Raw genomic sequence first — 17,703 nt, 5'->3', positions numbered from 1 at the left:
CGGGCCGTATGGTTTACCGCTTGTGACGATCGATCAGGTCCGGCAGTTGGTAGCGGAGCGCGGCGTGCACGCCCGCAAGCTCCGCGAAGTGTTGTCCCTGCTCAGTGAGGACTGGCACCCGCTGGCAGAACTCGTGCGCCTGCCCGCTGTGCCCCGCCGCACCGTTCAGGACCTGCTCAAGGCCCTCGGCGACGACGCCGAATCTTCAGGCGATCGTTACCGCATCGCTCCCGGCCTGGTCGCCTCGTACCGGTCGGCCTTCGGTGTTTCGGGTGTCCGAGACCACACGGACGTGCTGCGCCAGATCCTCGTGGACATCGCCGACGTCCCGCCGCCTTTGTCCTCGTTGGACCACGTCCAGGCGACGGCCGAGACGGCGCTGAACCGCGCGGTGTGGCTGGACTCGGCGTACGACCTGACGGGCAGGCGCCTGCTGTGCCTGGGCGACCACGACCTGACGTCGCTGGCCGTCGCCGCGGTCAACCCGCACGTGTCGATCACGGTCGTGGACCTGGACGAGCGCCTGCTGGAGTTCATCGACTCGCGGGCCGCCGCACGCGGGCTCGACATTCGAACGTTGCACTGCGACATGCGTTTCGGTCTGCCCGCCTCGGTTCTCGAGTCGTTCGACCTCGTTTTCAGCGACCCGCCCTACTCGCCGGAGGGCATGGGGCTGTTCGCCGGCCGCGGCATCGAGGCGTTGGAGGACATCGCTTCGGGACGTCTGCTGCTCGCGTACGGCTTCTCGGACCGCACGCCGGCCCTGGGCCTGAAGGTGCAGCAGGAACTGCAGAAGCTCGGCCTGGTGTTCGAGGCGATCCTGCCCGCGTTCCACCGCTTCGACGGCGCGCAGGCCATCGGCTCGGCCGCCGACCTCTACGTGTGCCGTCCCACGGGACGTCGCACGGTGTCCGGTGGCACGCGGATCTACACGCACGGCGCGCAGTCCGTGGAGTCGTCCGGCCCGTCGCAGGAAGCTTTGTCCGCGTTGTCGGACCTCGCTCCCCGCCCGGAGTCCTCCCCGCCGCCGAAGCCGCGTCCGGCGGGCTGGGCCGAACCGGTCGGCAAGGGTGCGGCCTCCCTGGCCGTCGACCTGTCGGCGGACCCCGGCCCGTGGCTGCTGCGCACGCTCCTCGCCTCGTCGCCCGCACGGCTGGCCTGCCTCGTGCCGAACAACCACCCGGCGGTGTCGTCGGAGGCCGGGCAGAAGGAACTGCGGGAACTGGTGGCGACCAGGTTCAAGTTGAAGTTCCTGCGCAACAACCCAGATGGCAAAACCACGATCGTCGTCGCCGATCAGGTGCTGACCGGAACGCTGTCGCTGGGCGAGCGCGCGGTCCGCGAGGTCCTGATGAAGGCGCACGGCAAGCTGCGCAACAGCTGGCGTGAGGCGTTGATCACCGCGTCGCAGGGCGTGCTGACCAAGAAGCAGGCATCGGAGATCATCGACAACGCCCCGGTGGGGCAGGACGACCTCGAACTGCGGTTGATCGACCTGCCCAAGCACCGGATCGCGGCACTGCTGCCGGAGATCTCAGCCAGCGCGGGGTATGTGGAGCGGCCCGAGAGCTAGCACCGCGCGGAACTCCTTGGGCGGCACCGGACGCGAGAACAGCCAGCCCTGGTAGGCATCCACGCCGACACCGCGCAGGACGTGGAACTGGGTGGCGGTCTCCACGCCCTCCGCGACGCACTTGCGACCCATCGCGCGGGCCATGTCCACGACGGCGCGGGCGACGGCGAAGTCCGAGGAGTCGTTGCCCACGCCCGAAACGAAGCGCCGGTCCACCTTGATGATCTGGGCCGGCAGGTCCTTCAGGCGGGCCAGTGACGAGTAGCCGGTGCCGAAGTCGTCGACGGCGAACTGCACGCCGCGCTTCACCAGTTCGTCCATCGACTGGCGGACCCGGGACGGCAGGTCGACGAACGCCGTCTCGACCAGTTCCAGCACCACGCGTTCCCACGGGACGCCGGACTCCATGATCGCGGTCGACACGATGTCGACGAACTCCGGATCGCCCGGCACCAGGCCGGCGAGGTTCACGGCGACCGACACCGGGCGGCCGTCGGGCGCGGGCCAGGTCGCGGCCTCCTTCAACGCCGTCCGCAGCACCCAGCGGTCGAGTTCGCGCATCAGGTCGCCCTGCTCGGCGACCGGCAGGAACACGTCCGGCGGCAGCAGTCCGCGATCGGGGTGCGGCCAGCGCACCAGTGCCTCCGCGGTCAGGATGGCGCCGTCGACGCCCACGACGGGCTGGTAGTGCAGCGCCAGGCCGTCGTTCTGCAGGGCCTCGCGCAGCTGGCCTTCGAGGTGCACCTGGCGGTCCGCGGACGCGATCAACGCGGCCGAGGCCAGCGAGACCCGTCCGGCGCCGGCGCGCTTCGCCTCGAACATCGCGGCGTCGGCGAACCTGAGCAGGTCGGCGCCGTTGGCGCGGGATCCGTTCGGCACGGCCGCGCCGATCGAGGCCGAGACCCGGACCAGCTGGCCGTGCACCGGCACCGCGGTCCTCAGCAGCGACGCGACCCGCGTCGCCAGAGCGTCGACGCCACCCACGGCGTCGAGGTCCTCGGCGATGATCACGTACTCGTCACCGGACAGCCGGGCCGCGGTGCAGCCGTCCGGCAGACCGCCTTCCAGGCGTCGTGCCAGGGCGACCAGGAGCTCGTCGCCCGCGTCGTGGCCGAGGGAGTCGTTGACGCGCTTGAAGTTGTCGATGTCGCAGAAGAGGACGGCGACCTTGGAGCGGCCGGGACCCTCCAGCAGCTTGGCGAGGATCTCCTTCACCAGCGCGCGGTTCGGGAGGCCGGTCAGTTCGTCGTGGGTGGCCTGGTGGCGCAACGCCTCGGCGGCGCGGCGGCGTTCGGTGATGTCCAGGAACACGATCAGCCAGAAGCGGCGGCCGTCGTCCTGCACGGACAGCGCGATGTGCAGCTCGCAGTAGACCTTCTCGCCGTCCGGGCGGACGAGGATGCGCTGCGGGATCTTCTGCGTGCGCTCGGCGGCCCACTGCAGGCCGGGCGAGGTGTCCTCGGGATGGGTGAGCTGTTCGGCGGTCATGCCGCGCAGCTGCTCCAGTTCCATGCCGAGCAGGTCGCACAGCGCGTCGTTGGCGTCGACCAGGCGCTCGCCCTCGTCGAACAGGCCGATGCCCACCGGCGTCACGGACACGAGGTCGGTGAACCGCTGCGAGGAACGCTTCATGCGCGTCTCGGCGGCACGTTGTTCGGTGACGTCCTGGGCGGTGCCGACAGCGAGCTGCTTGCCGTGCGGGTCGTGGACGATCATGCCGTGGCAGCGGAAGATCCGCATCGAGCCGTCGTGGCGCACCACCCGGTGTTCGCACTGCACGGCGACCTCGTCGACGGCCAGCTGGCGCCACAGGTCGTCGACCCAGCCGCGGTCCTCGGGGTGCACGAGTCCGAGGTAGGTCTCGTAGTTGCCCACGGCTTCGCCCGGGATGCCGAAGAGCTCGCTCAACATGTCCGACCACACGACGGCGCCGGTCGCCGGGTTCCACTCCCACATGCCCAGGCGCGCGGCCTGCTGCGCGTCGGCCAGCCTTCGGCGGTCCTCGCGCATCTGGCGTTCCAGCGCACGCGCCTCGGTGACGTCCTGGATCGTGCCGTGGTAGCGCTCGATGCGGCCGGACGGCGCGATCTCCGCGCGGGCGCGGCACATGTAGACGCGCTCGCCGACCTCGCTGCGGACCTCGACCTCGACCGGTTCGCCGTCGCTCGCATGCAGCAACGAGTGGCGGATCGCCTTGACGGCCTCGCGGTCGTCCGGGTGCACGCCGCTGAGCAGGTCGTCGTCCGGGTGCATGCCCAGCTCGGCGTACATCTCCATCAGCACTTCGCTGCGGTGCACGGCGCGCGTGCCCGTCTCGTACGCCCAGCTGCCGATGCGGGCGATGCGCTGCGCCTCCAGCAGCCGCGCCCGTTCCTGGGCGAGGTCGGTGGCCGCGCGCTTCGACTCGGTCATGTCGCGGATGTAGCCGGTGATCTTGTCCAGGGCGCCGGCGTCGTCCAGCCTCGCCTCGGCGACGCCGCGGATCCACCGCAGCTGGCCGTCCGGGCGCACGATCCGGTACTCGATGTCGATCGGGTCGCCGGTGATCTCGCGACCGTGCCAGTACGTCTCCACCATCCCGTAGTCGTCCGGGTGCACGACGTCGAGAACGGCCTGCGCGCCCGGCACGACGGTGCCGCGTTCGAGACCGAGGAGCTCGTAGTGCGTGTCCGACCAGACGGTCAGGCCGGTCCGGGGGTCGAACTCCCACGAGCCCAGGTTCGCGACCCGCTGCACCTTGCGCAGCCGGCGCTGTTCGTCGCGCAGCGCGTCCGCGACGGAGGCCAGGTCGGAGACGTCGATCAGCAGGACGGCCTGCAGGCCCGTGCCGGGAACGGCGTGCCGGGCGACGCGCACCGGCAGTTCGGTGCCGTCCGCGCGCAGCAGTCGCAGGTCGGCGGAGTTGCCGAGGAGCAGGTCACCGAGTGCGTGCCCGACGAGGTCGTCGGCGCCCTGCGCGACCGCGAGCTCCACGGCGGCGGGGTTCGCCTGCATGACGACACCCTTGGCGTCGACGAGCAACGACGGTGCGTCGGGCAGGGTCAGGCCGTCCAGTGTCATCGGAGGTTTCCTGTTCTCCGAGACAGCCGTCCGTGCACGGCCGTTCACCACCGTCGCGCGTCCCACCCACTTGGGCACCGGCCCACCCTCTCCCGCATCCACCGCCCGCGGCAATTCAGGTGGGCACGACAACGGCACCCGAACGGCGGCAAACACGAACCCTCTCCTCGGGTGAACACCCGAGGAGAGGGACGGTAGCGCTTCAGAGCGTCATCGCCCACCCCTGCACGGGTTAACGAAAAACCACGTTCGTGGTTCCGGTACCCGTGCACTTGCAAAAGGGTGGCGAACAAACGGGTGGATCAGGCGACTCCGTCGGCCTTCGCGGCCACGGCGACAGCCGCCGCGACCTCGGGTCCGACGCGCGGGTCCAATGCCGAGGGCACAATTCGGTCTGGACCCAAATCATCCTTCGCGACCGCGAGAATGGCATCCGCGGCGGCGAGTTTCATGCCTTCCGTGATCCGTCGCGCGCCCGCGTCGAGAGCCCCACGAAAAATGCCGGGGAACGCGAGCACGTTGTTGATCTGGTTCGGGAAGTCGCTGCGGCCGGTGGCCACGATCGCGGCGTGCCGGGCGGCGACCTCCGGGTGCACCTCGGGGTCCGGGTTCGACAGCGCGAAGACGATCGAGCCGCTCGCCATGCTCGCGATCAGGTCCTCGGAGACCTTGGAGGACGAGACGCCGATGAAGACGTCCGCGCCCCGCAGCGCCACGTCGATGCCCCCGTCGAGGTCACTGGAGTTCGTGACAGCGGCGATCTCCTCCTTGACCGGGTTGAGACCGGCCCGGCCCGTGCGGACGATGCCGCGCGAGTCGAGCAGCGTGATGTCGCCGGCACCGGCGGCGATGAGGATCTTGGCGATCGCGATGCCCGCGGCGCCCGCACCGGAGATGACCACCCGCTGGTCACCGATGTCCTTGCCGAGCACCGTGTTCGCGCCGTTGAGCGCGGCGAGCGACACGACGGCCGTACCGTGCTGGTCGTCGTGCATGACCGGGCAGTCGAGCGCCTCGATCAGCTTCCGCTCCAGCTCGAAGCAGCGCGGCGCGGAGACGTCCTCGAGATTGACCGCGCCGAACGACGGGCGCAGCCGCACGAGCGTCTCGACGATCTCGTCCACGTCCGTCGTGTTGAGCACGAGCGGGATGGAGTCGAGGCCGCCGAACGTCTTGAACAGCGCGGACTTGCCCTCCATGACGGGCAGCGACGCGCTCGGGCCGATGTCGCCGAGACCGAGCACCGCGGTGCCGTCGCTGACGACGGCGACCAGGCGGTGCGCCCACGTGTACTTCGCGGCCAGCGAGGGGTCCTGCGCGATGGCCTTGCTCACTCGTGCGACACCAGGTGTGTACGCGATGGACAGCGCCTTCGGGTCAGCGAGCGAGGCGGTCGCGCCGACCTCGAGCTTCCCGCCCAGGTGCGCGTTGAAGATCTCGTCGTCCGTCAACTGCGTCGGATCGGAGTTCTCGGTGCGGGCTTCGTTCACTGCTGTCACGGCGTCCCTCCTGCGGTGCGGGCGGCGTAGTGGCCCAACATGGGCTCATCACCAAACGGCGCACCGGCCCAGCGTTGTCACGCCGGGTACACGGGGCCTGGAAACTCGGTCGTGCCCTCCGACGAGTTGCGTCGGAGAACCGCCCGAGGGCTGCGGGTGACGGGAAGTGTGGCAGGGTCGCGCGTTGCTGTCTGCGGCGGGGATCACACTTTTTCCGCAGGTCAGAGGGCATGTAGCAAGACGTCCGTCCGGTTTTCTGCACCGACCGGTCGGTTTCTGCAGGCAGGAAGCACCCGATCGGTCAAGAAAAATTGACGCCTTAGAGTGACGCCATGCAGGCGAGTTCGCTGAAAATTGACGGCGCGTTCGAGTTCACCCCTCGGACATTTCCCGACGACCGCGGCGTGTTCGTCTCGCCGTACCAGGAGGCCGCCTTCGTGGAGGCGGTCGGGCACCCGTTCCGGGTCGCCCAGACCAACCACAGCGTCTCCCGGGCGGGGACGATCCGCGGCATCCACTACGCGGACGTGCCGCCGTCCCAGGCGAAGTACGTCTTCTGCCCGCGCGGCTCGTTCATCGACGTGATCGTGGACATCCGCGTCGGCTCCCCCACCTTCGGCCAGTGGGACGCCGTCCTGGTGAACGCCGAGAAGTGCAACGCGGTCTACCTCGCCGAGGGCCTGGGCCACGCGATGATCGCTCTCGAAGACGACACGACGATGAACTACCTCTGCTCCACCGTCTACACCCCGTCCGGCGAACACGGCCTGACGCCACTCGACCCGGCGCTCGACCTGCCGTGGCCACGCGAGCTCGAGTTCCAGCTGTCGGAGAAGGACACCTCGGCCCCCACCCTGGCCGAGGCCTACGAAGCCGGCGTGCTGCCCCGCTACGAGGACTGCCTGACCCTGTACGCGTCCCTCAAAGCCTGAAACCCGGCCTCGGCCATAGTCGAGCTTTGACGACTCCGAGCACCTCCGCAGGTCCGAGGTGTTCGGAGTCCGTGCTCGCGAACGGGTTGTCTCCCACCACGTGCCACCCCCCGTCCACTTCGTGGGAGGCACGCTTCACCGACAGCTGGCCAGGCCGACTCGCCCACCGAACCAGCACAACCTGCCCAGGCCTGGGCACCGCACCCCACCTGACCAGCACAATGTCGTCGTCGCGCAGGGCAGGAGCCATCGACGGACCCCGCACGAGCACGGTGGAGAGACGCGGTCTCAACGATCACCCTTCGATCGGCCGGAGTAAGGTCCTACCTGTCGGAGCATCCACTGTTTTTTCATTCTGGGAGGAACGATGCGACTCGTGTCGCGCATTCTCCGCCCGCGCGTCGAAGCCACCGCGCACTGCGACCTGCCGTGCGGTGTCTACGACCCGGCGCAGGCCCGCATCGAGGCCGAGTCGGTCAAGGCGGTCCAGGAGAAGTACCAGGCCAACGAGGACCCGGAGTTCCGGGAGCGCGCTGTCCTGATCAAGGAGCAGCGCAGCGAGCTCGTCAAGCACCACCTGTGGGTGCTGTGGACGGACTACTTCAAGCCGCCGCACTTCGAGAAGTACCCCGAACTGCACGACCTGTTCAACCGCGCCACCAAGGCCGCGGGTGCGAGCGGCACGAAGGGGTCCATGGACCCGGCTTCGGGCCAGGCGCTGCTCGACCTGATCGCGCAGATCGACAAGATCTTCTGGGAGACCAAGCAGGGCTGAGCCCCGCAACGGTTTCGCTGAACGGCGCCGCACCCAGCAGGGGCGGCGCCGTTCGTCGTTCATTCAGCCCGCTCGGGTTCGCACAATCTGTCCTTCGCGCACACAAACGCGAAGCCGCAGGCGAGCCGTCCTTACCAAACGGGCCAGGCGGTGGGGTCCCATCACGAGTCGCGCCATAGCTCTTGCTGCATGCAAGGAGGGGTGTCAAGCGGACACGCTTTTCGTCCGCTTGACACCCCTCCTTGCATGTGGCCCGCTCTTGGTGCGGCTCGTGATGGGACCCCACCGCCAACGCAACCCTCAAAGCAACGCGCAGCCGCCCAGCTCAACAGGCGTGCCATCTACCTACGTGCGGCGCTACCCCCTGATCAGATTGCCGGGGGTCTGGGGGCAGCGCCCCCAGGGGAAGCACGCAAGGCGACCAGGCCGCCCCCAACCCGACCACCCACAAGAGTCGCGGCAGACAAACCAACCACCCACTTACGCCGCCTCCCCGACCTTGCCGATCACCTCGAAATCCGTCCCGGTGGGCGAGATGCCCTCGAACTTCAGCCTGACCTGCTCCTCACCCTCGGTCTCAGCGTCGGCCACGGTAGGCACCTCAAACTCGACCGAGGTCTCGCCCGCGCGAATGAACGCGTAGAACCCAAGCTGAGTAGCAGACAACGGCCGCGAAGGCAGCGCCTCCTCACCCGAGTTCCGCAGGAGCCACTCCGCATCAACGTCCGTTGTGGACAGTTCAGTCCCAGAGGCAGGCACCACCGGCACCCCGCCAAGCGTGACCGGCGAGTCGACCGGTTCGGACAGGGTCAGCCTCCACTTCAGCGCACCGCCCTCCACCACGCTGTCCGCGACAGGAGTGACCGTCACCTCAGGCGCGGCGTCGTCGTTGCGCACCAGCAGCCCACCGGTCGCAGAACCGACCACTGCGTTGGAGATCGCCAGCACCGACACGGGATGGCGGACGTCGCCGCTCCACTTCGTGTTGCCGGTGTAGGTCACCGGCACCTCGGCGCGGTGCTCGCCCGGCTTGAGCGTCACGAGCCTGGTCGCGGGCTTGTTGCCCGGCTCGTTGTAGAAGAGCCTGATCACGCGGGTGCCGTTGCCGGTCGCGGTGACGACGATGTTGTGGGTCTGCGTGCCTGAGTCGCCCTCGTCGACGGCCGTGACGACGGCGTCGACACGGGCCAGGCGGGTGGGAACCACCGGGACGAGCCCCTTGTCCCAGCCATAGGCGTCGATCAGCCACGCCTCACCGGCCGCAGACGAGGGAACCAGTTCCAGCGAAGCGACGCGGCCTACGCCCGAGGGCAGCGGGACGCGGACTTCCTGTGCCCACAACGAACTCGTGCGGTCCGAGCCGGGTAGACCGGTCACCGAGACGGAGCCGAGCTCGCGCTTCTGTCCACTGTGGTCGGTCACGGAGACCCCGAAGCGGGTGGCCGCGGCGTTCGGCGGGACGGCCAGGCGGAGTGCCAGGTCGCGCGAGCCGTTCAGCGACACCGGCGCGGAAGGCGTGATCACCCCGGCCTGACCGGCGGCTGACCACTTCAGCGCGACCGACAGGCGTTCGGGCTGCGCCACCGCACCGCGGAAGCCGACGAAGTGTGGCGAACGCGTGGTGCTGCAGGCGGCAGCGGCGTCACGGGACGTCTGCTGGCAGATCCGCGCGCTGCCGGACACCTGCGTGGCACCGTCCGGCACCACGAACGGCCTGCGGTCGCCACCGATGGCGTGCGAGAGGACGCGGGCCGGGTCGGCGGACGGCGCGCGGACGCCGGAGCCGTCCAGCAGTGGCAGCACGGACTCGTCGCGGCCGAGGAACAGGCGCGCGGACGCCGCGACGTAGGTGGCACCCATGGCCTGCTGCTGGTCTGCGGTCAGGCGGGTGGGGGCGCCGGGCGTGCACAGCGGGTCCGGCTGCTGGCCTGGCCAGAAGTCGTCGAACGCCGGCGCCTGCGCCTGGCCGGGAGTCCACTCGCTGTTGAAGTAGTTGTGGTTCGCGCCGACCATGTAGAGCGCGCTGTGCAACGCGTCGCCACGGCTCAGGCCGCGCGTCTGGTCCACGAAGATCTGGCCCTGCAGGTCGGACACGTCACCGTCACAACCGGGCAGGAACGTCACCGAGGGAACGTCCGGTGCCGGGTTGTGACCGAAGATCGTGGGGCCGATCAGCACGTCACCGCGGATGTTCCAGCGCACCGGGCCGCTGAACCCGGTGTCGCCGGGCGGCGGGGTGAGGCTGTCGGTGGCGGCGCGGTTGACGCCCTCGCCACCACGGGAGTGGCCCACCAGCAGCACCTTCGTCATGTCGGCGGCCGGTGCGGACTGCACGGCTGCGGGCACGGTGCCCCGGCCGGAGGACCAGTCCGCCCACTTCGCCAGGTGGTGGCGCACCAGCGACGAACGCCCCTGCGCACCCGCGTCGGCGGTCATCGCGTCCTGGGCGTTGACACCGTTGGCGGAGATCGACACCGTCAGATATCCCTGCGACGCCAGCAACTGCTGCGCCTTCAGGTATCCCTGGTGGCTCGGCACGGCCGTGGAACCACTGGGACACGGCCAGCTCATCAGGATCCTGTTCGGATCGGACTTGCTGTAGCAGGTGAAGTGCCTGCCGTGCAGGAAGAGCACGAGCGGCCGCTTGCCCGGCGCACCCTTGGGCGCGACGACGACGGCCTCCATCTCGATCGGCGCCGCGTACTCGGGCAGCTTGATCGGGTCGAGCGCGTACTCGCCGGTGCCGGTGGCGTACGGCCCCGGCGTGCCGGGATCCACGTCCGCCGGTGGCTGCGACGCCGGCAGTTCGGGCACGGACAGCCCGGCCGCCGGCGGCTGCACCACGTCCAGGCGTTTGCCGGCCGACCGCACCTGGAGCGCGGCGGGGTCGGTCAGGGCGGCCTTCAAGGTGAAGGTCCGCAGGTTCGCCGACTCCTGGGCACGCCCCAGGAACCGGTCGCCCTCCCAGAACTCCACGCCCGCGTCGAGCAACGGCATGGGCGTGGAGGTGGTCCACCGGATCACGTCTCCGGAGACGGTCCAGTCGGGCGAGGAAGGTGGTTCCGGCGCGGCCGACGCGGGGAGCGCCGGTAGTACTGCGGCCAGCAGAACAGGTATCAGAAAAGCGACTGTGCGACGCATGTGCGGGTCCCCCTCAAAAAGGACGATCCACTCCGTTCTAGCCATGTCGCACAACACACGGCACGCAATTTCGCCCGGAATCCGCCAATCAAAACGACAACCATCCGGGAGTATTACGCCATTCAGCCCAAGATCGGGCTTTCGTCGTCTTCCGGCTGGAAGACGGTGTCCAGGTCGAGCAGGCGGTCCCGCAGCACGCCCGCATTTCGAGCACACCCGAAATGCGATCGACGTTCGGCTCTCGGGATTTCCGCGCGAATCACGCCCGGTGCAGCCTCACCGCCTTCTGGTGTCCGTGTCGCGCTCGTTCTGGCTCAGCTTGTTCCACGTCGAGGTGAGCTCCGTGCGGATGCGTGCGACGCGAACCCCGAAGGCCTCGCGGATCTCCTGGGCGTCGACCTCGTCGTCGGGGGCGCCGTGGTGGGGGTGCTCGGCGGTCATGGCGCGCTGGGTACCTCGAAGGAGGACTCCCCCAAACGTGCTCCCCGTCACTCCCTAGGATCGAACAGGTGAGCACCCACCTCTACCTGCTGCGGCACGGCCAGACCGAGTGGTCCGAAAGCGGCAGGCACACGGGACGCACTGACATCGAGCTGACGCCCGAGGGCGAGCAGCAAGCACGCCGCGCGGGCGCCACGCTCGCACGGCTCAGAGGCACCGACCAGGCACCCGCACTCGTGCTGACGAGTCCCCGGCAGCGCGCCACCAGGACGGCCGCACTGGCCGGGCTGGAGGTCAGCGCGACGACCGAGGACCTGGCCGAGTGGGACTACGGCGACTACGAGGGCATCACCACGCCGCAGATCCGCGAGCGCGTGGCCGGCTGGACGGTGTGGTCGCACCCGATGCCGAACGGCGAGACGCACGCCGAGGTGCAGGACCGGGCGCGCAAGGTACTCGGCGAGGTGCGCAAGATCCTGACCGGCGGCGACGTCGTGCTGGTCGGCCACGGGCACTTCAGCCGCGTGCTGATCGCGGCGTGGCTCGGCCTCGCGCCGGACCAGGGCGTCCACTTCGGACTGGACCCGGCCGGCATCTGCCAGCTGGGCGACGAGCGGGGCGACCCGCAGGTGCGCAGGCTCAACGTGCCCGCGTGGGAGATGTGATGATCCGGCGGGTCGAACCGCGTGACGTCGACGCGGCCGTGGGCCTGGTCCACGAACTGGCGCTGTACGAGAAGGCGCCCGAGCAGTGCCACCTCACCGCGGAACAGCTGCACACCGCACTGTTCAACGAGAGCCCCGCGCTGTTCGGCCATGTGGCCGAAGTGGACGGTGAGGTCGTCGGCATCGCGTTGTGGTTCCTCAACTTCTCGACGTGGGACGGCGTGCACGGCATCTATCTCGAAGACCTCTACGTCACGCCGGACCAGCGCGGCAACGGTCTGGGCAAGCAGCTCCTGGAAGCGCTTGCCCAGGAGTGCGTCGCGAAGGGGTACACCCGCCTGCAGTGGTGGGTGCTGAACTGGAACGAGCCCAGCATCGGCTTCTACAGGTCGCTGGGCGCCGTGCCGATGGACGAGTGGACGACGATGCGCGTCGCGGAGGAAGCCCTGGTCAGGCTCGGCTCTGCACGCTGAAGGTTGACGGAAGGTCTCAAAAGGCTCACGAAACGGTTATTCCACACAGGACGGGTCCACGACCCTGGCAGCGTCCCCGCACGCCGATCCCCCGGCACAAAGCAAGCGTGGAAAGAAGGAAAGACCGTGGACCCGTCACAGCAGCCGACTCTCACCGAGGCCGACACCGCCGCACTGCTCGGCACGCTCGCCTTCGTCGGCATCATCAGCCTCGTCATCGTCGTCGCGGCCATCGTCGTCATGTGGAAGACCTTCGCGAAGGCCGGCCAGCCGGGCTGGGCCGCGATCGTCCCGATCTACAACCTCTACGTGATGACGCAGATCGGCGGCCGTCCGGCCTGGTGGACCGTCCTGCTGCTGATCCCCGGCGTGAACGTCGTGGTGCTCGCGATCCTGTCGATCGACATCGCGAAGTCCTTCGGCAAGGACGCCGTCTTCGGCATCGTGGGCCTGTGGCTGTTCAGCATCGTCGGCTACGCGATCCTCGGCTTCGGCAACGCGCAGTACCGCGGCCCGGCCGCGCTCGCGGGCCAGCAGGCCGCCTACACGGGCTGAGCAAGATCACGAAGGCCGGTCCGCGAAGTCACCCTGGACTCCGCGGACCGGCCTTCAGCTCATCCAATCAAGCCAAGGAGCCGCCGGGGTACGGGGCACTGTCACCAGCTCGACATCGCAGTCCGATCCCGCTGCCAGCACCACCGTCACGACGACGTCCCCGTGCTCGACCACGAGCCCCTGACGATCGCCGATCCCCAACGCCACACAGCCCACACGCACGCCGTCGATCCGTAGCTCAGCCGGACGCGCCACAGCGGCGTCGGCCACGGCGCGGGCGTCGTCCGCGACTTGCCGTTGTTCGTCGGCCGAACCCGTGTCGGCCGCGTTCGCAAAAAAATACGAAAAGGCACTGCGCAACAGGCTGAGTGGATCACGATCGACCATCCGCGATTCCACCGGACGATGAGTGCGCACGAGCGCCATCCGATTCATCTCGGACCCGACTTGATCCAGGTACTCGGCGTCCACCGTCCACGGCGTTCCGTCGACACTGCCTGTGCCGATCATGCAGACCGAGCCCACCTCAGGACGCGCCAGCACGAGAACGGGGCGGCCGAACTCGGCGAATACCTGAGGCAGGCCCGGAAAGCGGAATTGCTTCCCGGGCTCTGCGTAATCCATGAAACCTACTTTACCAGCGTGCGCAAGCGCTGCTTATGCGGAAATCCACCCGCTGTCCCTCGGACCGCCGGAGTAGCACCACGCCCCGTTGTTCATCTGCACCTTGCTCGCAGTGGGCGTGACTTGCGCGTCGACCGTGCCGACGGCCATTCCCGGCAGATCGCGACTGTCCTGCCAGTGCGTGGAGCCGGGGCCAGGCCGAGGCCCCCAGTCCTGCGAGCTGACACCAGCTGTGTCGATCACGGTGATGTGCCATTCGAAGGCAACCACCGGCAGGATCACGTCCCACGAGGTCTCGAGGCGTGCCACGCGCCGGCCGATACCGTTTACCCGCACCCACGAGTTCCCGCAGTCGCCGTAGAGGCGTCCGCCGTTCTGGCTTTGGGTGCCGACCTCGCCCAGCTTGACCGAGTACTGCCTGCCCTGCTCGTCGGTGCGGATCTCGTACCCGTTCGCCTTGGCGACCTCGGGGTCGAATCCGCCGATCCTCATTCCGACCGAGTAGGTCACCGTCGAACCCTCCGACGCGGACGCGGCCGTCGTCAGACCCAGAACAGAAAGAAATGCCATCGCAGCCGTCGTCGCCGCAATTAATGATCTACCGGACATGTCATCTCCATTAAGTCGAGACAATCACATGCCGACGCACGAAGGGAAGCCCCTAGGATCCAGCGAGTCGACTCAATCAATAGCCCCCCAACCGCCGACGAATTCACCTTGCCAGCAGCTAAACCCGCGCGCACACCGCCAAATGGCGGACACCTTCTTCCAGAACAATCGAATCGGCCTCGCAATGTTCAACTGTTCCGGTCACGCCAGAAACAGATGAGCACCGTCGCCACAGGTCACGAGCCGCGGCCAGATCACACTCCACATCCCCTTTACTTCCGACGCCGACATTCACTAAAATTCCTTCTGAAAAGCTTTTCAGAACTTCAGACGCCGAGCAGCCCGTTCGTCGCACCAGTGTGGGCGTGGCACCGGTGGGCGTGGCGAAGGCGGCCAGCTCCAACGTCAGGACTACGGCGCGAAAAGGCGACGGCAAGGCGATCGACTCGGTCGCCATCGACAGGGCCATCACAGCCGGCAACGGCACCCGTCGAAGTTCCGCCGGGCACATACCTCTCACGCTCGATCCACCTCAAGAGCAACGTCACCATCAACATCCAGCAGGCCGCCCGGATCGTGGCGTCCGGCAGCGGCATCGACGCACCGGTGCCCAACCCCCGCCTACCGCAGGTACCAGGACTTCGGACACAGCCACTTCCGCAACGCCCTGCTGTGGAGTGAGAACGTCGAGAACATCAGCTTCACCGGCAAGGGCGTCATCGACGGCGCCAACAAGCTGGAGACCGGCGAGAACATCCCGGCGGGCAAGGGCGACAAGATGCTATCGCTCAAGTTCTGCAAGAACGTCAACATCACCGACGTGACCTTCAGGGAAGCCGGTCACTTCGCGATCATCACCAACGGCTGCAACGGGATGAAGCTCAATCGCATCACCGTCGACACCCCGGACGACCGCGACGGCATCAACTTCATCAACAGCTCCAACATCGAGTTGTCGAACTCCACCGTCATCTCCAGCGACGACGCGGTGGCGTTCAAGAGCGACTACGCCACCGAGAAGACGTTCCTGAGCGAGAACAACATCGTCCGCGACTCCACCATCCAGTCGACGGAGAACAACGCCGTCCAGTTCGGCTCGGAGACCTGCGGCAGCTTCAGGAACATCCAGTTCCGCAACCTCAAGATCACCGGCGCCTCGAAGGCCGGCCTCGGCATGGTGTCGATGGACGGCGCGGTCATCGAGGACGTCCTCCACGACAACATCCAGCTCACCAGGACCGCCTCACCGATCTATCTTCACGTCGCCAACGCGGCAGCCGCCGCACAGCTCGCCCACCGGCAAGATCCGGAACATCACCTATCGGAACATCACCGGCCGAACCTGACCGCGCCTCGCGACATCCCCGGCGACGCCGAGTACGCGTCGACCGTCTCCGGCCGGTCCAACTCGAAGATCACCGGTCTGACGTTCGAGAACGTGAAGCTGACGGTTCCGGGCGGCCGGCCATCACCACGGGCAGCGTGCAGAACATCTCGCTCAACGGCGTGAAGGTGGAACGCGGCACCGGTGCGAACGACCTGCAATGGCGTAGGAGCAGCGAAACTTCGGTGACCGATAGCACGACCACGAGCGGTCAAGCGCTGCGGGCGAAGAACAGCTAGACCATCCCGACGGCGCCGTACGTCGACGCGTCGGCGGCGGCGGACATACCGGGAAGTTCGCCGTCCGCCCGCCAGTGGGCAGCGAGCACCAGGCCGGGCTCCAGCAGTTTCAGGCCGCAGAGGAACTCCTCCACGTCCTGCTTGGACCGCGGCACGAGCGTCGACCCCATGTCGTCCCCGAGGCTGACCAGCCGGGCGACGAGCTCGGGCTCCACGTCCTTCGTGAGGTGGGTCAAAGCCAGGATGCTGCCTTCGGACAGCGCGGCCTGGTAGCGCGCGATGACGCCTGCGGGCTCGTCGGTGACGTACGGCAGGACGCCGATCATCAGCACTGCAGCCGGCTGGGTGAAGTCGATGAGGCGGCGCGTTTCCGGGTGCCGCAGCACGGCGCCGACGTCGCAGATGTCGGACTGCACGATGGCGGCGTTGAGGTTGTCGCGCAGCATCGTGCGTGCGTGGGCCACGGTCACCGGGTCGCTGTCGACGTAGACGACGTTGCACGACGGGTCGAGCGACTGGGCGACCTCGTGGACGTTGCCGGCGGTCGGGATGCCGCTGCCCAGGTCGAGGAACTGGCGGATGCCGTACTCCTCGACGCACAGGCGCACCACGCGGCGGGAGAAGGACCTGATCGTGCGCGCCATCTCGGCGACGGGAAACCTTTTGATGATCTCCTCGGCCACCACGCGGTCGACCGCGAAGTTGTGCGCTCCGCCGAGGTAGTAGTCGAACAGACGAGCCACATTCGGGCGTTCGGAATCGCCTTTTGTCACCCGCTGCGGGCCGTCCTGCACTGGGCACCTCACCATGCTCCCGAGCGGCGCGAACGCTGGAGGCACGGTAACTGGCTACTCCGTTCGTGTCCATCCACCATTAGTGGTCACGTAGGGTGATGGCCCCCGGCCGGAGCCGGGGGCCATCGCAGGGTTACCGCTGGTCAGTCAGGGTTGGTCACACTCCCGCGTGCTGGGTGATCCAGCTGCGGTAGGGGCCGTGGTTGACGCTGGTGTAGTTGGAACGCGTGGAACGGTCCGACGTCGAGGCGACGCCGACCTGGCGGCCGTTGGCGAACATCGGACCGCCGGAGTCACCGCCGGCCGCGATGCCGTCGACCCTGGTCACCGAGATGGCGACGCCACCGCGGTAGTCCTTGCCGTTGGTGCTCGTGACGCGCGTGTTCGCGACCTTCAGGTAGCGCGACTGGCAGTTGATCTCCGGCTGGTTCGTGCACGTGGCACCCCAGCCGTAGAGCTGCACGGTCTGGTTGGTCCTGACCTGCGCGACGAGCGGGGCGAACGGGCCGGACATCGCCGGCGAGACCCTGGCCAGCGCCAGGTCCGCCGACGGGTGCTTGATGATCCGGTTCGCGGTGACCATCTGGCCACCGGAGTGCTGGTCCAGGCTGCCCGCCCGGAACGTGTACGTGGCACTGCGGGCCACGCAGTGCTCCGCCGTCAGGATCCAGTTGGGGGCGATCTTCGTGGCGGAGCAGTTCTCCCGTCCGTTGGCGAACAGGCGCGCCGCGTACGGGAAGTTCTGCGCGTAGCTGCCGCCGATGATCATCGGCGACATGTCCGGGTTCTCCGGAGCGGCCGTGGCGGTGGCAGGGGCGAGGGAGAGAGCCGTCAGGACGGCGCCCGCGATCGCAATGGTGAAACGCATGGTTGGTCACCTCGGTGAGTGCAGGGAGTGGTTAAGCAACCACCCACAGCTTCACCCGGCCGTGTGACTGT

At 68.2% G+C, this 17,703-nt stretch carries 18 protein-coding genes; 7 read left to right on the top strand and 11 right to left on the bottom strand.

All coding sequences use genetic code 11. The features are described 5' to 3' along the window. Window positions 1–22: 22 nt before the first annotated feature. Window positions 23–1,573, top strand: a complete 1,551-nt coding sequence (locus BLR21_RS09520; RefSeq protein ID WP_090005428.1) for a bis-aminopropyl spermidine synthase family protein — start codon at window positions 23–25, stop codon at window positions 1,571–1,573. Here BLR21_RS09520 and BLR21_RS09515 read toward each other — a convergent pair. Continuing rightward, window positions 1,535–4,633: a bifunctional diguanylate cyclase/phosphodiesterase gene (locus tag BLR21_RS09515; protein ID WP_090005427.1), complete on the bottom strand. Its 3,099-nt coding sequence runs from the start codon at window positions 4,631–4,633 to the stop codon at window positions 1,535–1,537. The genes BLR21_RS09520 and BLR21_RS09515 overlap by 39 nt on opposite strands. Before the next feature lie 302 nt (window positions 4,634–4,935). Beyond that, complete coding sequence (locus BLR21_RS09510) at window positions 4,936–6,132, bottom strand: NAD(P)-dependent malic enzyme (RefSeq protein WP_420843865.1); 1,197 nt, start codon at window positions 6,130–6,132, stop codon at window positions 4,936–4,938. 332 nt (window positions 6,133–6,464) lie between these two features. On the opposite strand from BLR21_RS09510, the gene BLR21_RS09505 reads away from it, so the two are divergent. Continuing rightward, window positions 6,465–7,064 carry a dTDP-4-dehydrorhamnose 3,5-epimerase family protein gene (locus tag BLR21_RS09505; protein ID WP_090005426.1) on the top strand — a complete coding sequence of 200 codons (600 nt, stop codon included), beginning with the start codon at window positions 6,465–6,467 and terminating at the stop codon, window positions 7,062–7,064. On the opposite strand, the gene BLR21_RS09500 is transcribed toward BLR21_RS09505, so the two are convergent. Beyond that, the gene (locus BLR21_RS09500; RefSeq protein ID WP_256334605.1) at window positions 7,054–7,329 is read right to left on the bottom strand and encodes a S24 family peptidase; all 276 of its coding nucleotides are present in this window, start codon (window positions 7,327–7,329) and stop codon (window positions 7,054–7,056) included. The genes BLR21_RS09505 and BLR21_RS09500 overlap by 11 nt on opposite strands. Window positions 7,330–7,431: 102 nt before the next feature. On the opposite strand from BLR21_RS09500, the gene sodN reads away from it, so the two are divergent. Further along, on the top strand, window positions 7,432–7,839 hold the full coding sequence (sodN, locus tag BLR21_RS09495; protein WP_030476597.1) for a superoxide dismutase, Ni: 408 nt from the start codon (window positions 7,432–7,434) through the stop codon (window positions 7,837–7,839). 480 nt (window positions 7,840–8,319) lie between these two features. On the opposite strand, the gene BLR21_RS09490 is transcribed toward sodN, so the two are convergent. After that, window positions 8,320–10,980: an alpha/beta hydrolase family protein gene (locus tag BLR21_RS09490; protein WP_218130818.1), complete on the bottom strand. Its 2,661-nt coding sequence runs from the start codon at window positions 10,978–10,980 to the stop codon at window positions 8,320–8,322. Window positions 10,981–11,256: 276 nt separating this feature from the next. Further along, on the bottom strand, window positions 11,257–11,421 hold the full coding sequence (locus BLR21_RS42380) for a hypothetical protein (protein WP_176929549.1): 165 nt from the start codon (window positions 11,419–11,421) through the stop codon (window positions 11,257–11,259). Window positions 11,422–11,489: 68 nt separating this feature from the next. Between BLR21_RS42380 and BLR21_RS09485 the strand changes: the two genes are divergently transcribed. From BLR21_RS09485 to BLR21_RS09475, 3 genes are all read left to right on the top strand, one after another. Next, on the top strand, window positions 11,490–12,086 hold the full coding sequence (locus BLR21_RS09485) for a histidine phosphatase family protein (protein WP_090005425.1): 597 nt from the start codon (window positions 11,490–11,492) through the stop codon (window positions 12,084–12,086). After that, window positions 12,086–12,559, top strand: coding sequence for a GNAT family N-acetyltransferase (locus BLR21_RS09480; RefSeq protein ID WP_090005424.1), 474 nt, complete (start codon window positions 12,086–12,088; stop codon window positions 12,557–12,559). The genes BLR21_RS09485 and BLR21_RS09480 overlap by 1 nt, the downstream gene beginning before the upstream one ends. A 126-nt stretch (window positions 12,560–12,685) precedes the next feature. Continuing rightward, complete coding sequence (locus tag BLR21_RS09475) at window positions 12,686–13,114, top strand: DUF5684 domain-containing protein (RefSeq protein ID WP_218130817.1); 429 nt, start codon at window positions 12,686–12,688, stop codon at window positions 13,112–13,114. Window positions 13,115–13,168: 54 nt separating this feature from the next. Here BLR21_RS09475 and BLR21_RS09470 read toward each other — a convergent pair whose 3' ends face one another. The 4 genes from BLR21_RS09470 to BLR21_RS43640 form a co-directional block, all read right to left on the bottom strand. Continuing rightward, window positions 13,169–13,738 (bottom strand): hypothetical protein, encoded by a 570-nt coding sequence (locus tag BLR21_RS09470; RefSeq protein WP_090005423.1) that lies wholly within the window; start codon window positions 13,736–13,738, stop codon window positions 13,169–13,171. Window positions 13,739–13,771: 33 nt separating this feature from the next. Beyond that, window positions 13,772–14,347, bottom strand: a complete 576-nt coding sequence (locus tag BLR21_RS09465) for a hypothetical protein (protein ID WP_143027667.1) — start codon at window positions 14,345–14,347, stop codon at window positions 13,772–13,774. Between the two features lie 118 nt (window positions 14,348–14,465). Continuing rightward, window positions 14,466–14,834 carry a hypothetical protein gene (locus BLR21_RS41615; RefSeq protein WP_143027666.1) on the bottom strand — a complete coding sequence of 123 codons (369 nt, stop codon included), beginning with the start codon at window positions 14,832–14,834 and terminating at the stop codon, window positions 14,466–14,468. Window positions 14,835–14,968: 134 nt separating this feature from the next. Beyond that, the gene (locus tag BLR21_RS43640) at window positions 14,969–15,115 is read right to left on the bottom strand and encodes a hypothetical protein (RefSeq protein ID WP_256334583.1); all 147 of its coding nucleotides are present in this window, start codon (window positions 15,113–15,115) and stop codon (window positions 14,969–14,971) included. On the opposite strand from BLR21_RS43640, the gene BLR21_RS09460 reads away from it, so the two are divergent. Beyond that, window positions 15,066–15,857, top strand: a complete 792-nt coding sequence (locus BLR21_RS09460) for a glycosyl hydrolase family 28 protein (RefSeq protein ID WP_256334604.1) — start codon at window positions 15,066–15,068, stop codon at window positions 15,855–15,857. The genes BLR21_RS43640 and BLR21_RS09460 overlap by 50 nt on opposite strands. 109 nt (window positions 15,858–15,966) lie before the next feature. Here the strand turns inward: BLR21_RS09460 and BLR21_RS09455 are convergent, their stop codons facing one another. Then, complete coding sequence (locus BLR21_RS09455) at window positions 15,967–16,779, bottom strand: SAM-dependent methyltransferase (RefSeq protein ID WP_256334582.1); 813 nt, start codon at window positions 16,777–16,779, stop codon at window positions 15,967–15,969. Window positions 16,780–16,921: 142 nt separating this feature from the next. Then, window positions 16,922–17,632, bottom strand: coding sequence for a S1 family peptidase (locus BLR21_RS09450; RefSeq protein ID WP_090005420.1), 711 nt, complete (start codon window positions 17,630–17,632; stop codon window positions 16,922–16,924). Between the last annotated feature and the right edge of the window lie 71 nt (window positions 17,633–17,703).

Source organism: Lentzea albidocapillata subsp. violacea, from assembly GCF_900100275.1.
GTDB classification, from domain to species: Bacteria; Actinomycetota; Actinomycetes; order Mycobacteriales; family Pseudonocardiaceae; genus Lentzea; species Lentzea violacea.
The sequence above is the reverse complement of the archived record's forward strand: the minus strand, read 5'-3'. Positions and strand labels throughout refer to the sequence as shown.